Here is a 14312-nt window from a genome sequence, read left to right as displayed (position 1 = left end):
ACTGATAGTGCGCGCAGGATGGCGCAGCGCAGCAGCGGTTGCAACAGCCAAACAGCCTTATTTGCTTAAGCGGACACATTAAAAATGTTGCGCAGCATGGTTTTTGAAGTAAATCCATGCTGCATCGCAAAGTTGCAGCAAACGTTACCAGCCCATGTGGTGGCCGCCGTTGATGTCCAGATTGGACCCGGTGATCCAGGCAGCCTCTTCGGCAACCAGGAACGCCACTGCATAGGCAATCTCTTCCGGGCGCCCCAGCCGGCCGGTGGGGATATCGGCCACGATCTTGGCGCGCACTTCCTCCGGAACCGCCATCACCATGTCGGTGGCCACATAGCCAGGCGAGACCGTGTTGACCGTCACCCCAAAGGCGGCGTTCTCGCGCGCCAGCGAAATTGTGAAGCCATGCATGCCGGCCTTGGCCGCGGCGTAGTTGGCCTGGCCGTACTGGCCCTTGAGACCATTGATGGAGCTGATCTGGATCACCCGGCCCCAGCCGCGCTTGCGCATGCCTTCGATCACCGGGCGGGTGACGTTGAACACCGAATTGAGGTTGGTGTTGATGACGTCGTGCCACTGTTCGGCGGTCATGCGGTGAAAGGTGGTATCGCGGGTGATGCCGGCGTTGTTGACCAGCACCTCGATGGGCCCCAGTGACGCTTCGACGTCTTCGACCAGCGCGCGTGCATGTTCGGACGAGGCGACGTCGCCGCGGAACAAGGCCACCTCGTAGCCCTGCGTCTGCATGCGTTGCTGCCAGTCGCGCGCCTTGTCCTCGTTACGGAAGTTGCTGGCGACCCGGTGACCCTGGTCGGCCAGGCGTTTGCAGATGGCGGTACCGATACCGCCGGTGCCGCCGGTGACCAATGCGACGCGAGATGTCATGACGACTCCAATGAGCAGGTGAGGCCGAGGCGATCAGGGCGCAGGTGCCCGGTGCCGGTGCTGGGTCGCAATTCTAGTCACGCGCGGGCTGCGATGCGCGCCCATCGGTGCCCAGGGTCGCGCTCTGCGGCAGTCGCCCCGGCGAAAAATGCTGCACGGCATGCTGCAGCACCGTGGCCACGCTGCCGTGCCGCGGCAGCGCGGCCGGCAGCTGGCCCAGCGCGCGCCAGGCCGCATGCAGGGCAGGTAGCGGGTCGGTGTCGTCCAGTGCGGGCGCGGCGTGCGATTTGGACAGCTTGCGGCCGTCGGCGTCCAGGATCAGCGGCAGATGCAGGTAGCGCGGTTGCGGCAGGCCCAGGGCGCGCTGCAGCAGGATCTGGCGTGGCGTGGAATCGAGCAGGTCGGCGCCGCGCACGACATCGGTCACGGCCTGCGCGGCGTCGTCCACCACTACGGCCAACTGGTAGGCCCAATAGCCATCGGCGCGGCGCAGCACCACATCGCCGACTTCGGCATAGACGTCCTGCACCACGCGGCCCTGCAGTGTGTCGTCGAAGCCGACCGGCGGCTGCGCCGGCACCCGCAGACGCACCGCGCGGCGCTTGCCCAGCGGGGCGACGCATGCGTGGTGGAGACCGCCCATGGCGGCCAGATCGGCGCGGCTGCAGCTGCACTCGAAGGCCAGCCCGGCCTGCAGCAGCGCGCTCAGTGCAGCGGTGTAGTGTGCGTCGCGCGCGGACTGCCGGATCACCGGCAGGTCCGACACCAGGCCGAAGGCGCTCAACGTGCGCAATTGCCGCTCTGACGCGCCCGGCTCGGCGCGCGGCGGGTCGATGTCCTCGATGCGCACGCACCACTGGCCGCCGGCATGGCGGGCAAGCAGCCAACTGCCGAAGGCCGCCAGCAGGGAGCCGAAATGCAGCGGGCCGGTCGGGGAGGGCGCAAAACGGCCGCGATAGGGAAGTGGGCGCATGGGAGGCTGAATCGTCGGTCAGGAGCTTGCTTGATTTCAAGCCGCAGCGTCCGCAGATCCGCAGCAGTTCACCCCGCATGAGTGGAGCCATCGCGCCATGTTCAACCGCATTTTCCTGTTCCTGCTGACCAACTTTGCGGTGCTGATGCTCGCCGGCATCGTCATGTCGGTGCTGGGCGTCAATCCCGCGCAAATGAGTGGATTGTTGGTGATGGCTGCCGTCTTCGGTTTCGGTGGATCGTTCATCTCGTTGCTGCTGTCCAAGTTCATGGCCAAGCGCAGTACTGGTGCGCAGGTGATCACCGAAGCGCGCACGCCGACCGAGCGCTGGTTGCTGGAGACGGTGCGGCGTCAGGCGCAGGCAGCCGGCATCGGCATGCCGGAAGTGGCGGTCTACGACGGACCGGAAATCAATGCCTTCGCCACCGGCGCCAACCGCAACAATGCCCTGGTGGCCGTGTCCACGGGCCTGCTGCAGAACATGAGCCAGGACGAGGCCGAAGCGGTGCTGGGCCATGAGATCGCGCACGTCGCCAACGGCGACATGGTGACCATGGCGCTACTGCAGGGCGTGCTGAACACCTTCGTGATCGTGCTGGCACGCGTCGTCGGCGGCATCATCGACAGCGCGATGTCGGGCAACCGCGAGGGAGGTCGAGGCTTTGCGTACTACATCATCGTGTTCGCGCTGGAGATGGTTTTCGGCCTGTTCGCGACCATGATCGCGATGTGGTTCTCGCGGCGCCGCGAATTCCGCGCCGACGCCGGTGGTGCGCATCTGGCCGGGCGCAGCAAGATGATTGCCGCACTGGAGCGCCTGTCGCTCAACCACGGCCAGAACACCTTGCCCTCGCAGGTGCAGGCCTTCGGGATTTCCGGAGGCGTGGGCGATGGGTTGCGTCGTCTGTTCCTGAGCCACCCGCCGCTGAGCGAGCGTATCGCCGCGCTGCGAGCGGCCAATGGCACGGCGATGTAAGAGCGGTACCGGGATCGCTGCGGGCGCTGAACTATGTGGAAGGCGCTGCAGCCGGGATTGGCTCCGGTAGCTGGAGCATTAGCTTCAATCTCCATGCTCACCGAACCGGTCCGCCGCACGGTCTGGCCGGCCAGCGACCCACTCGGGATCATTGCCAGAGACAACAAAAGGCCCGCGCATTGCGGGCCTCGCTGTGCTGCGCTGCCGGCTTGCGGTTGGCTCAGCCGAACTCGTAGTTCATCAGCGGCCCGGTTGGTGCCACGAAATCGCCTTGCACGTAGTCCACGCCGGCACTGAAGAAGCTGCTCATCGATTGCGCATCGGCCACGAACTCGGCCACGGTCAGGATGCCGGCCGGCTGCGCGCGCGAGGTGATCTCGCGAATCTTTTCCTGGCTGTCGCGCGCCGAGGCGACGTCGCTGGTGATGCCGCGATCCAGCTTGAGGAAGGCCGGCTGGAAGTGCGCCAGCAGCTGGAACGAATCCAGGCCCGAGCCGAACTGCTCCAGCCCGACCTTGCAGCCCATGGCCGACACCGCCGCCAGAAACTGCTGGGCATTGCGCAGATGGGTGAACACCTTCGATTCTGGCGTCTGCAGCCACAGCCGTTCGCCGGGCACGCCATAGACCGCCAGCTGTTCGCGGATGATGTCGACCATCTGCGGGTCCGAGAACGAGTTCGGCCCGATCCGGACCAGCAGATGCGTCTTGTGCCCGGCGCGTTGCCGTTCGCCCAGTTGCCGGATCGCACGCGCGACCACCCAGCGATCGATTTCGGTGATCAGGTCGTGCTCTTCGGCGATCGCCATGAAGGCGTTCGGCGACATCATCTCGCCATTGCGCTCCAGCCGCAGGAAGGCCTGGTACAGCTCCAGCGGCTCGCCCTGCAGGTTGAGCACCGGCTGGTAATGCAGCAGGAAGCCATCGCCCACCAGCGCCTCGCGCAGCTGCTCGACCCAGCGTTCGATGCGTTCTTCCTCGGCGCGGTCGGAGGCCGCCGGGTCGTAGATGCTTGCCGCATTTCCACCGAGCTCGGCCGTGGTGCGCACGGCCTCGGTGCCGCGATTGAGCACCTGGCCGATGCTGGCGATCTTTTCGCCGATCTGCACGCCGCCGATGCTGACCGTGACCGTGGCCGAGCGCGAGCCCACGCTGAAGACATGCTGCGCAAACGCATCGCGCACGGCTTCGGCAACCGCATGGGTGCGGGCGTAGTTGCCGTCCATCAGCAGGGCAAAACTGTGCTCGCCGAAACGTGCGGCCACCACGCTGTCGTCCACCACGCCGGCCACGTGCGCGGCCATGGCGGCGATCAAGGCATCGGCCGAATCCAGGCCGATTTCCGGCAGGATGCGCGCGTAATGATCCGGCTCGATCAACAGGAAGCCGGACTGGCCTTCGCTGCGACCGGCCTGTGCCACGGCCTGTTCCAGCGCCACCATGAAGGTGGGGCGGTTGAGCAGGCCGGTGACCTGGTCGCGCTGGCGCAGGTCCTCGACCTCGCGTGCCAGTTCCGGATCAAATTCCTCGCGGCGCCGGAACACCACCTGGATGCACGGCTCGCCTTCATAGGTGGCGGTGGCGAACTCCATCGTCGCCGGGAAGGTGTCGCCTTCCAGCCGGCGTGCGTCCACCTTGTACTGCGCCGGCGGCGGTTCACCCTTGGCCATCGCCTTGAGCAACTGCTTGAAGTCGTCCACGTACTGCGCGGCGATCATGTCCAGCAGCGAGACGCCTTCGACATCCTCGAACGACTCGAAGCCGAACATTTCCAGATACGCCTCGTTGGCGCGGATATGCATGCCTTCGTGCACGTAGGCGATGGGGTCGCGCGAGGAGGCGATCAACGCATCGCAACGCCGCTCGGTTTCGCGCATCTGCGCCTCGATGCGGCGCAGCCCGCGGCGCGCCTGCAGGTCGTCCCACTCCGAGCGCACCAACGCCAGCAGGTGTTCGGGACGATGGCGCAGCGCAATCGCGCGCACGCCGTGCGAAGCGGCCTCGACCAGCGCGTTCTCTTCGATCCGATCGGCCAGCAGGATGATCGGAATGTCCTTGCCGCTGCCGGCGATCTGCGCCTGCAGCGCGCTCATGGGCACCTGTTGCGCCTGCCCCTGCAGCGCCAGATCGATCTGGCCCGACAGCATGCTGGCCAGTTCCTCCTGGGTTTGCGGTCGCGACGGGCGCACTGCAATGCCGCCATTGCGCAATGCGGTGACGATGGTCTCGGCGCTCTCCACGCTGTCATCGACGATCATCAGGCGGAGGGTGAGATCTTTGCCTTTTTGCATGCGCGGCTCCCTGGAGACGGGCTTTAATACACGAAGGGGTCTGGCACGTCCATGTATGTGGAGCATGCCGCATCAAGTGTGAGACGTAGTGCACTGATTGCGCGTGCCAGTGTCCTTCCTCAGGACCGGCGCACCGCACTCGGTTGCTGATCGCTGCATTGCTCCACAACGGCCTGCGTGTCACCGACCACGCGATAGGTCACCACCGGCACGACGTGCCGGTCGCCCTATGCGACGCTGCCGGCGGAATGGCCGGACGCCCATGCCCACTGGAAGTTGTAGCCGCCCAGCCAGCCGGTGACGTCCAGGACTTCGCCAACGAAGTACAGGCCGGGCACCAGTCGCGACTCCAGCGTGCTGCTGGAGACCTGGTGGGTATCGACCCCGCCGAGCGTTACTTCAGCGGTCCGGTAGCCTTCTGTTCCGCTGGCAATCAGCGGGAAGGCGCCGAGCAGGTCGGCAGCGCTCTGCAGCTGCGGCGGATCCAGCTGACGGACCGGCCTGTCCGGCAACCACACCTCGCACAGGCGCTGCGCGAACCGTTTCGGCAACACCTCTGCCAGCACGTTGCGCAATTCGGTCGCGCCGCGCTGTTGCTTCTGCTCGCGCAGCCAGGCGCCGGCGTCGTGGCCTGGCAGCAGGTCCAGGCGCAGCTCGTCGCCCGGCTGCCAATAGGACGAGATCTGCAGGATCGCCGGCCCGCTCACGCCGCGATGGGTCAGCAGCATGAAGTTGCGGAAGCTGGCCCCGTTGCAGTGCGCCTCCACCGGCAACGCCAGCCCGGACAGGTCGTGCAGGCGTTCCTGGTGCTTGCCGCTCAGGGTCAGCGGCACCAGCCCGGCCCGTGTCGGCAGCAGCGTGTGGCCGAACTGCTGGGCCAGCGCATAGCCGAATCCGCTGGCGCCCATGCTGGGGATCGACAGCCCGCCGGTGGCCACGATCAACGATTGCGCCTGCACGCGTCCCTGGCTGGTCTGCACCTCGAAGCCGTCGCTGCCGCGCTGGACCGACAGCACCTCGCACTGGGTGCGGATCTGCACGCCGGCCGCCTCGCACTCGTCCAGCAGCATGCGCACGATCTGCTTGGAGGAGATGTCGCAGAACAACTGCCCCAGCTCTTTCTCGTGATAGGCAATGCCATGGCGTTCGACCATGTCCACGAAATCTGCCGGGCGATAGCGCGCCAGCGCGGATTTGCAGAAATGCCGATTGGCCGAAATGAAATTGCCGGGCGCCGTACCAGTATTGGTGAAATTGCAGCGCCCGCCGCCTGACATCAGGATCTTCTTGCCGACCTTGTTGGCATGGTCGATCACCAGCACCTGGCGGCCGCGCCGGCCGGCAGTGAAGGCGCTCATCAGCCCGGCAGCGCCGGCACCGATGACCAGCACGTCGCACCGCATGCTCATTCGGCCGGGGCTTGCCGCACCATCGGGGTCAGGGTGACGCTGCCGTGGTCGGCCAGCATCTGCACCTCGCCGTCCTGGATGATGACGTCAAAGCGCATGCCGCGCTGGATCAGCGCGCCCAGGGCCTCGGTGGACTGCGCGTCGAGCTCGATCACGCGCAGGTTGCGATGCCGGCCCATGGTGTTGGCGTGCTTCTTCCACCATGTTTCGGTGGCCTGGCCGCCGTAGCCGATCACCACCACCTCGCGCGAGCGGTTGCAGGCCTTGCGCACGCGGCTTTCGTCGGGCTGGCCGAGGTCGATCCACAGGTCCGGGTCGCCGGTGTAGTCGCGTCGCCACAGGTCCGGTTCGTCGTCGTTGCTGAGGCCGCGGCCGAATTCCAGCCGGTCGTCGGCAAACAGGGCAAATGCCAGCAAACGCACCATCAGGCGCTCGTCGGTTTCGGAAGGATGCTGGGCCAGGGTCAGTGAATGGTTGGCGTAGTAGCCGCGGTCCATGTCGCTGATCTGAAGTTCCGCCCTTCGGACGGTGGCAGTGAGGGCCATCAGGATGCCGATTGCAAAGGGCGCTCATGATACGCGCCCACCCCGGACGTGGCGCGTTACGCCGGGCTGCGCGGTTGCGCGGCCAGCCAACGATCCAGCTGCGCGGCAAACGCCTGCCGATCACGCGCATGCAACGCCGGCGGCCCGCCGGTCGCAATGCCGGCGCCACGCAGCTCCTCCATGAAGCCACGCACCGACAGGCGCTCCTTGATGGTGTTGCTGGTGAACGCCTCGCCGCGCAGGCCCACTGCTGTAGCGCCGGCTTCCAGTGCGCGTGCCGCCAAGGGGATGTCCTGGGTGACCACCAGGTCGCCGGCAGCGACCCGCTCGGCGATGGCATCGTCGGCCGCATCCGGCCCGCCCGGAACCTGCAGGGCCCGGACGTGGGGCAGGGTGGGCGTGCTCAGGTAATGGTTGGCGACCAGGGTGACCGCGACGCCGGTGCGTGCGGCAGCGCGGAACAGGATGTCGCGGATCACCGCGGGGCAGGCGTCGGCGTCGACCCAGATCTGCGCGCGGAGGGGGGCTTGGGGTGTCTTCATCGGTGGAGTGTGGATGGGGAAGTGCCTGACAGACGGTGGGATTTGGCCTGACTGCAAAAGATTTGACGCCAGGTGTCGCTTTTTGCCGAAAACACGAGTACTGTGCACGCACTGTGTTTGCAAGGGTCACCGTGAATCGTGGCCTGGTGCAGCCGGATCGTTACAGATCTCGCTTCATCGTTCCGCTTTACCAACGCCTGCAACTCAGTCTCAGCTCCGGCTTTTCGGACGCTGCGATTTATCCATCTATAGTTCAGGAGTTAGTAAAATGTCAGACGCATCACGTCAGAGCGGTACCGTGAAGTGGTTCAACGATGCCAAGGGCTTCGGCTTCATCACCCCGGAAAGCGGCCCGGACCTGTTCGTGCACTTCCGTGCCATCCAGGGCACCGGCTTCAAGTCGCTGCAGGAAGGCCAGAAGGTCACCTTTGTCGCCGTGCAGGGCCAGAAGGGCATGCAGGCTGACCAGGTGCAGGCGGTCTAATCCGTCTGCAACCGTAAGGTTGCCAAAAACGCCGGTCGCGCAAGCGACCGGCGTTTTTTATTGGCCGTGCGTCGGCCAGGCGGAACAGGTCCGTGCATCAAGTGGCGGCCTGTCGCTGCCCTTGGCAGTTGCCGGTGTCCTATGGGCGATCAGCACCAGGCGATGGGTGGCAGGCTGTCCTTGGTCGATCTCGTTATCCCTGTCGACAGGCCGGCCGGCGGCGTGCATCGCTGTCTGCACCCTGTCGCGTTGCATCCATCCAGCTGGACGATACGCGTGCCAACCGCTGGCAGTGAACAGAACCACGGGCTTTGCGCGCGGCAACGACGCGGCGCTGGTTACGATGGGGTTTTCCGCCTGCGGACGCCTTCATGATCACCGTTCACCATCTCAACAACTCCCGGTCGCAGCGTGTGCTGTGGTTGCTGGAAGAACTGGCGCTGCCGTACCAGATCGTGCGGCACGAGCGCGACCCCAAGACCATGCTGGCACCGGCGGCGCTGCGGGCGATCCACCCGCTGGGCAAATCGCCAGTGATTGTGGATGGCGAGCTGACCATCGCTGAATCCGGTGCGATCCTGGACTATCTCACCGAGCGCTACGACACCGAATGCGCGTTGTCGCCGCCGCCGCGGCCGATCGACTCACCCGAGCGGCAGCAGTTCCGTTACTGGATGCACTACGCCGAAGGCTCGGCCATGCCGCCGCTGCTGATGACGCTGATCTTCGGCCGGATTCGCAGCGCGCCGATGCCGTTCTTCGCCAAACCGGTCGCGCGCGCGATCGTGGACAAGGCGATGTCGGGCTTTGTCGGCCCGCAGGTCAAACTGCACATGGACTGGATGGAGCAGTCGCTGCAGGCCAACGCCTGGTTCGCGGGGGAGCGCTTCACCGCTGCCGACATCCAGATGAGTTTCCCGGTCCAGGCCGCGGCGGCGCGTGGTGGCGGGCTGGAGCATTACCCGCGCCTGGCCGCGTTCCTGCAGCGGATCGAAGCGCGCCCCGCGTATCAGGCAGCGCTTAAGAAGGGAGGCCCTTACGAGCTGATGGGGCGCAGCCGCAACGCCTGATGGTGGTGTGCCGGCGTGGCGATGAACGCGACGCCGGCGGTCCCATTGATCGTGACCGTCGAGGTGCCCGGCCGTCCTTCTCCGGCAGGCTGCGTCCGGCTCAGGGCGCCTTGCACTGCCGCAGGAACTGCAGGGTGTCGCGCAGCTCCGGCGAGCCGGTCAGCGGTTTGCGGAAGGCCAGTACCAGGCCCATATGACCGACGTGCGGATACTGCTTGACCTGCACGTCTTCGCCCTTGCGCCGCATGGCCGACGCCAGCGAGAGGCTGTTCTGTGGCTCGACGACGTGGTCGGCGTCGCCATGCAGCAGCAGCATGGGCGGCTCATCGCCGTCGACGAACAGGACCGGCTGCGACCTGGCTTGGTCAGTGGGCGAGGTACCGAAGATCTCGACCAGCTCGGGGTCGGTCATGGGGAGGAAATCGTAGGGGCCGGCCAAACCGACGAAGCCGCACAGCTGCTGCGGCTGCAGGCCTTGCGCCTGCAGCCAGCTGCGATCGGTGGCCAGCAGGCCCGCGATATGCGCACCGGCCGAATGCCCCATGACCGCCAGCCGCTTGGGGTCGCCGCCATAGTCATGCGCATGCTGCAGGCCCCACGCGGTGGCGCTGGCCGCATCCGTCATGAAGCCTTGCAGGCCCACCTGCGGGTACTTGCGGTAGTCGGCCACCATGGCCACCACGCCCTGACGTGCCAGGGCGCGGCCCATCCAGCGGTAGTTCGCGCGCTTGCCGCGTTTCCAGGTGCCGCCGTAGAAGAACACCACCACCGGTGCGTCGACCACGCCGCGCGGCTGGTAGACGTCCAGCGCCAGGCCGTGTGCCGGATCGAAGACCTGGTCGTGATGCTCGATGACGCCGTCACGGCTGGAGGCGGCGTTGATGCCGCCGAAGAACACGCTGCTGCAGGCGGTCATCGTCAGCGAGCCGAGCAGTAACAGGGCGGGGCGGATCCAACGGGAGGGGCGAACAGGCATGGGCGATGTCGATGATCAGTCAGGAGAGGGGGCAAGCGGGTATCGCGGCATGCGTTGATGCTGTGCCATGACGGTGGGGCGGCGCCGCATATCGCGCGGGCAGGCAACGGTGGAGGCGTATTAGCGGCGATCGGGCGTCGCTGGCATGTGCACGAAGAGCTCGCTTGGTATCGGAATGCGAAGTGAAGATACGGTGCGCGCGCGGCGCCGGATGCGGCGCGGCCCATGCCGAGTTCACCGTCGGTGGCCTAGGCTTGGCGCCATGACACGATTGCACTTTGATAACCGCCTGCGCCAGCAGTTGCCTGGTGACCCGGAACAGGGCGTGCGCCGTCGCGAGGTGAGCGCGGCCTGGTCGTCGGTCCTGCCCACCCCGGTCGCCGCCCCGCGCCTGGTCGCCTATTCGCCGGACGTGGCGCAGCTGCTGGGAATGGACGGGGCCGAGCTCGCCAGTGCGCGCTTTGCCGAGGTCTTTGGTGGCAATGCGCTGTATCCGGGCATGCAGCCCTGGGCGGTTAACTACGGCGGGCATCAGTTCGGACACTGGGCCGGGCAGCTGGGCGACGGCCGGGCGATTTCGCTGGGCGAGGCGATCGGCGTCGATGGGGGCCGCTATGAACTGCAACTCAAGGGTGCCGGCCCGACCCCGTATTCGCGCGGTGCCGACGGCCGCGCCGTGCTGCGCTCGTCGATCCGCGAGTTCCTGTGCAGCGAGGCCATGCACCACCTGGGGGTGCCGACCACGCGCGCACTGAGCCTGGTGACCACAGGCGATGCGGTGGTGCGCGACATGTTCTACGACGGCCGGCCGCAGCGCGAGCCGGGCGCGATTGTCTGCCGCGTGGCGCCGTCGTTCGTCCGCTTCGGCAATTTTGAATTGCCGAGTGCGCGGGGCGACATCGCGCTGTTGCGGCAGTGGGTGGAGTTCACCATCGCCCGCGATTTTGCGCAGCTTTCCGGTACCGGCGAGGCCCTGTACGCCGACTGGTTTGCACAGGTTTGCGAACGCACTGCGGTGATGGTGGCGCACTGGATGCGGGTGGGGTTCGTGCATGGGGTGATGAATACCGACAACATGTCGATCCTGGGGTTGACCATCGATTACGGCCCGTATGGCTGGGTGGACGACTACGACCCGGACTGGACGCCCAACACCACCGACGCGCAGGGCCGGCGTTACCGCTTCGGTACCCAGCCGCAGGTGGCCTACTGGAATCTTGGCCGCCTGGCGCAGGCGTTGGCGCCACTGTTCGCCGACGCCGCGCCGCTGCAGCAGGGGCTGGACCGGTTCCGCGACACCTATCTGGCCTGCGATCGCACCGATACCGCCGCCAAGCTGGGTTTGGCGGAGTGCCGCGACGAAGACCTGCAGTTGATCGATGCACTGCGCGCGCTGATGCGCGAGTCGGAAATGGACATGACACTGACCTTCCGCGCGCTGATCGACGTTTCCGCCGAGCAACCGGATCCGGACCTGCTGCGCGACGCCTTCTACGACGAAGACAAGCGCGTGGCCGATGCGCCGCAGCTACACGAGTGGTTGCAGCGCTATGCCGCGCGCCTGAAGCAGGACACGCTGCCGCCCGAGCAACGGCGTACCCGCATGCGTTTGGCCAACCCGCGCTATGTGCTGCGCAACTATCTGGCGCAGCAGGCGATCGACAAGGCCGAGCAGGGCGATGCGTCCGGTGTGCAGGCACTGCTGGACGTGATGCGGCGGCCGTATGACGACCAGCCGGGCCGCGAGGCGTTTGCCGCGCGACGCCCGGACTGGGCGCGCGACCGTGCCGGATGTTCGATGCTGTCGTGCAGTTCCTGACCGGCTCAGATGCACGTATGCCGTAAACGCAGCGTCAAGGTCGCGCGCAGCCTAGAATAGGCCGCACCCCACTGGCCACATTGCCGCCACCACCATGACAGATTGCAGCCGCTGCGCCGGCACCCATCCATCCGGCCCCAACCACTGGTCGGAGCTGATCCGCGATATCGCCGATTTCCCCAAGCCAGGCATCGTCTTCAAGGACATCACCCCACTGCTGTCCGATGGCCCCGATTTTGCGTCGGCGCTGGACGAAATGGCGCAGCCCTGGCGGACCACGCCGCTGGATGCGGTGCTGGGCATCGAGGCGCGCGGCTTCATCCTGGGCGCGGCGCTGGCACGCGAATTGCGGACCGGCTTCGTACCGGTGCGCAAGCCGGGCAAGCTGCCTGGACGTACCCTGATCCAGGAATACGCGCTGGAGTACGGCACCGACCGTATTGAGATGCATGAGGATGCGCTGCCGCGCGGCGCGCGCGTGCTGATCGTCGACGACGTGCTGGCCACCGGCGGGACGTTGCGTGCGGCGCTCGGCCTGGCCGCACAGCTGGAGCTGGAAATCGTTGGCGCTGCGGTGTTGGTCGAGCTGACCGCGCTGCAGGGCCGCGCGAAGTGGGCCGATGACGTGCCGCTGCTGGCGACCTTGTCGTATTGAGCGCCGTTCGTCCGCTGCGTGCCGTCCCTGGACGCGCGCAGCTGCCGCTTGAACCACGTGCAGACCGCTGCGGTGGCCACGCAGGCTGAACATGTGGTTGGCTTGCGGGTGGAAGAGCCGGAATACGCGGCTCATGGTCGGCTTCTGCGTGCCCGGTTGGTCCGCTGCGATGCTGGCATGGGCGCGCCACGCTCGTCCTGAATGCATGAGGCAATGGCCGGCGGGTGCACGCGTGTGTGCATTCGCGCGACGCCATCACTGCCATGCCCGCGGCCGGTATCGCACCGGCCGCTGTCTGCTCAGAGCTTGCTGACCCGGAAGCGGCGTCCCTTGATCTTGCCCGCATGCAGGTGCGCCAGCGCCTTGGCGACCTGCGCGCGCGCGATCGCGACATAGGAGCGGGTGGGGTAGATCGCAATCTTGCCGATCGCCGCGCCCGACAGCCCGGCTTCGCCGGTAAGTGCGCCCAGGATATCGCCGGCGCGCAGTTTGTCGGTCTTGCCGCCATCGATGCGCAACGTGGTCATTGCCGCCTGCGGCAACTGTGCCGGGCGCGCAGTGGCCAACGGCGCCCGCGACCATTTCAACGGCTGGCCTTGTTCGGCTTCCAGTGCCTGCGCACGCGCCGCTTCACGCGGCGCCACCAGGCTCAGCGCCAGGCCGTGCTTGCCGGCACGCGCGGTACGGCCGATGCGATGGCGATAGGTTTCGGTGTCGGTGGGCAGCTCGTAGTTGACCACTGCCGACAGGTCTTCCACGTCCAGCCCGCGCGCGGCCACGTCGCTGGCCACCAGTACATTGCAGCTGCGGTTGACGAAGCGCACCAGCACTTCGTCGCGGTCGCGCTGTTCCATGTCGCCATGCAGTGCGAGCGCGGAGAAGCCGAACTCCTGCAGCGAGCCGGCCACCTCGTCCACTTCCTTGCGGGTATTGCAGAACACCACGCTGGATTCGGGATTGAAGCGCAACAACAGGCCGGCGACGGCCTTTTGCCGATAGGTCGGGTCGACCTCGAAGAACTGCTGATCGATCTCCGGCGCGTTGTCGGCGCCTTCGACGGTGATTTCGACCGGGTCTTTCAGGATCTCGCGCGCCAGCGTGCGGATGCTGTCGGGGAAGGTGGCCGAAAACAGCAGGCTCTGGCGATGCTTGTCGCAGCGGCTGGCGATCTCGCGGATGGGTTCTTCAAAGCCCATGTCGAGCATGCGGTCGGCTTCGTCCAGCACCAGCGTGCGCACGCCGCCCAGGTGCAGGGCGCGCTTGCGGGCCAGTTCCTGGATGCGTCCGGGCGTACCGACCACCACCTGCGGGTCGTGCGCTTCCAGCGAGGCCAGCTGCGGGCCGAGCGGCATGCCGCCGGTGAGCACCACCAGCTTCATGTTGGGGATGCCGGTGGCGAGCTTGCGCAGCTGCTTGCCGACCTGGTCGGCCAGTTCGCGGGTGGGGCAGAGCACCAGCGCCTGCGCGCGGGTCAGTGCCGGGTCGAGCTTCTGGAGCAGGCCCAGCCCGAAGGCGGCGGTCTTGCCGCTGCCGGTCGGCGCCTGGGCAATGACGTCCAGCCCCTGCAGGATCGGCGGCAGGCTCTGCGCCTGGATGGGAGTAAGCACGGTGTAGCCAAGGGCGTCGATGCCGGGGGCCAGGGCCGGCGACAGCGGCAGCGCGGAAAATTCGTTCATGGCGCATTTTAG

The 14312-nt window shown here is 66.7% G+C and carries 13 protein-coding genes; 5 read left to right on the top strand and 8 right to left on the bottom strand.

Features of this window, described 5'->3' with window-relative positions; genetic code table 11:
• Positions 1 to 144: 144 nt before the first annotated feature.
• Positions 145 to 885, bottom strand: a complete 741-nt coding sequence (locus RZV17_RS11740) for a beta-ketoacyl-ACP reductase (protein WP_047697799.1) — start codon at positions 883 to 885, stop codon at positions 145 to 147.
• A 73-nt stretch (positions 886 to 958) separates the two neighbouring features.
• Positions 959 to 1858 (bottom strand): tRNA glutamyl-Q(34) synthetase GluQRS, encoded by a 900-nt coding sequence (gene gluQRS, locus RZV17_RS11735; protein WP_355603571.1) that lies wholly within the window; start codon positions 1856 to 1858, stop codon positions 959 to 961.
• A 97-nt stretch (positions 1859 to 1955) separates the two neighbouring features.
• On the opposite strand from gluQRS, the gene htpX reads away from it, so the two are divergent.
• Positions 1956 to 2834 carry a protease HtpX gene (gene htpX, locus RZV17_RS11730; protein ID WP_166748737.1) on the top strand — a complete coding sequence of 293 codons (879 nt, stop codon included), beginning with the start codon at positions 1956 to 1958 and terminating at the stop codon, positions 2832 to 2834.
• A 220-nt stretch (positions 2835 to 3054) separates the two neighbouring features.
• Here htpX and RZV17_RS11725 read toward each other — a convergent pair whose 3' ends face one another.
• From RZV17_RS11725 to RZV17_RS11710, 4 genes are all read right to left on the bottom strand, one after another.
• Positions 3055 to 5124, bottom strand: coding sequence for an EAL domain-containing protein (locus RZV17_RS11725; protein WP_047697805.1), 2070 nt, complete (start codon positions 5122 to 5124; stop codon positions 3055 to 3057).
• A 227-nt stretch (positions 5125 to 5351) separates the two neighbouring features.
• The gene (locus RZV17_RS11720; protein WP_355603567.1) at positions 5352 to 6533 is read right to left on the bottom strand and encodes an NAD(P)/FAD-dependent oxidoreductase; all 1182 of its coding nucleotides are present in this window, start codon (positions 6531 to 6533) and stop codon (positions 5352 to 5354) included.
• On the bottom strand, positions 6530 to 7078 hold the full coding sequence (locus RZV17_RS11715; protein WP_355603564.1) for a YaeQ family protein: 549 nt from the start codon (positions 7076 to 7078) through the stop codon (positions 6530 to 6532). The genes RZV17_RS11720 and RZV17_RS11715 overlap by 4 nt, the downstream gene beginning before the upstream one ends.
• 56 nt (positions 7079 to 7134) lie before the next feature.
• Complete coding sequence (locus RZV17_RS11710) at positions 7135 to 7620, bottom strand: YaiI/YqxD family protein (protein ID WP_047697810.1); 486 nt, start codon at positions 7618 to 7620, stop codon at positions 7135 to 7137.
• Positions 7621 to 7888: 268 nt separating this feature from the next.
• On the opposite strand from RZV17_RS11710, the gene RZV17_RS11705 reads away from it, so the two are divergent.
• Together RZV17_RS11705 and RZV17_RS11700 are read left to right on the top strand one after the other, a co-directional pair.
• A complete protein-coding gene (locus tag RZV17_RS11705) occupies positions 7889 to 8104 on the top strand; it encodes a cold-shock protein (RefSeq protein ID WP_005923176.1) in 216 nt (71 codons plus the stop codon).
• A gap of 371 nt (positions 8105 to 8475) precedes the next feature.
• The gene (locus RZV17_RS11700) at positions 8476 to 9174 is read left to right on the top strand and encodes a glutathione S-transferase (protein ID WP_104579634.1); all 699 of its coding nucleotides are present in this window, start codon (positions 8476 to 8478) and stop codon (positions 9172 to 9174) included.
• Positions 9175 to 9274: 100 nt separating this feature from the next.
• Here the strand turns inward: RZV17_RS11700 and RZV17_RS11695 are convergent, their stop codons facing one another.
• The gene (locus RZV17_RS11695) at positions 9275 to 10150 is read right to left on the bottom strand and encodes an alpha/beta hydrolase (protein WP_355603559.1); all 876 of its coding nucleotides are present in this window, start codon (positions 10148 to 10150) and stop codon (positions 9275 to 9277) included.
• A gap of 262 nt (positions 10151 to 10412) precedes the next feature.
• On the opposite strand from RZV17_RS11695, the gene RZV17_RS11690 reads away from it, so the two are divergent.
• Together RZV17_RS11690 and RZV17_RS11685 are read left to right on the top strand one after the other, a co-directional pair.
• Positions 10413 to 11969, top strand: coding sequence for a protein adenylyltransferase SelO (locus tag RZV17_RS11690; RefSeq protein ID WP_355603556.1), 1557 nt, complete (start codon positions 10413 to 10415; stop codon positions 11967 to 11969).
• 94 nt (positions 11970 to 12063) lie between these two features.
• Positions 12064 to 12624, top strand: coding sequence for an adenine phosphoribosyltransferase (locus RZV17_RS11685; protein WP_355603553.1), 561 nt, complete (start codon positions 12064 to 12066; stop codon positions 12622 to 12624).
• Between the two features lie 299 nt (positions 12625 to 12923).
• Here the strand turns inward: RZV17_RS11685 and dbpA are convergent, their stop codons facing one another.
• Positions 12924 to 14300 (bottom strand): ATP-dependent RNA helicase DbpA, encoded by a 1377-nt coding sequence (gene dbpA, locus RZV17_RS11680; RefSeq protein ID WP_355603550.1) that lies wholly within the window; start codon positions 14298 to 14300, stop codon positions 12924 to 12926.
• Positions 14301 to 14312: the final 12 nt, after the last annotated feature.

The sequence above is a fragment of the Xanthomonas cannabis genome, from assembly GCF_040616535.1.
Taxonomy (GTDB): Bacteria; Pseudomonadota; Gammaproteobacteria; order Xanthomonadales; family Xanthomonadaceae; genus Xanthomonas; species Xanthomonas cannabis.
The sequence above is the reverse complement of the archived record's forward strand: the minus strand, read 5'-3'. Positions and strand labels throughout refer to the sequence as shown.

Coding starts and splice junctions, on each gene's coding strand:
- RZV17_RS11740 (WP_047697799.1), bottom strand. CDS start 885: ATGACATCTCGCGTCGCATTGGTCACCGGCGGCACCGGCGGTATCGGT.
- gluQRS (WP_355603571.1), bottom strand. CDS start 1,858: ATGCGCCCACTTCCCTATCGCGGCCGTTTTGCGCCCTCCCCGACCGGC.
- htpX (WP_166748737.1), top strand. CDS start 1,956: ATGTTCAACCGCATTTTCCTGTTCCTGCTGACCAACTTTGCGGTGCTG.
- RZV17_RS11725 (WP_047697805.1), bottom strand. CDS start 5,124: ATGCAAAAAGGCAAAGATCTCACCCTCCGCCTGATGATCGTCGATGAC.
- RZV17_RS11720 (WP_355603567.1), bottom strand. CDS start 6,533: ATGAGCATGCGGTGCGACGTGCTGGTCATCGGTGCCGGCGCTGCCGGG.
- RZV17_RS11715 (WP_355603564.1), bottom strand. CDS start 7,078: ATGGCCCTCACTGCCACCGTCCGAAGGGCGGAACTTCAGATCAGCGAC.
- RZV17_RS11710 (WP_047697810.1), bottom strand. CDS start 7,620: ATGAAGACACCCCAAGCCCCCCTCCGCGCGCAGATCTGGGTCGACGCC.
- RZV17_RS11705 (WP_005923176.1), top strand. CDS start 7,889: ATGTCAGACGCATCACGTCAGAGCGGTACCGTGAAGTGGTTCAACGAT.
- RZV17_RS11700 (WP_104579634.1), top strand. CDS start 8,476: ATGATCACCGTTCACCATCTCAACAACTCCCGGTCGCAGCGTGTGCTG.
- RZV17_RS11695 (WP_355603559.1), bottom strand. CDS start 10,150: ATGCCTGTTCGCCCCTCCCGTTGGATCCGCCCCGCCCTGTTACTGCTC.
- RZV17_RS11690 (WP_355603556.1), top strand. CDS start 10,413: ATGACACGATTGCACTTTGATAACCGCCTGCGCCAGCAGTTGCCTGGT.
- RZV17_RS11685 (WP_355603553.1), top strand. CDS start 12,064: ATGACAGATTGCAGCCGCTGCGCCGGCACCCATCCATCCGGCCCCAAC.
- dbpA (WP_355603550.1), bottom strand. CDS start 14,300: ATGAACGAATTTTCCGCGCTGCCGCTGTCGCCGGCCCTGGCCCCCGGC.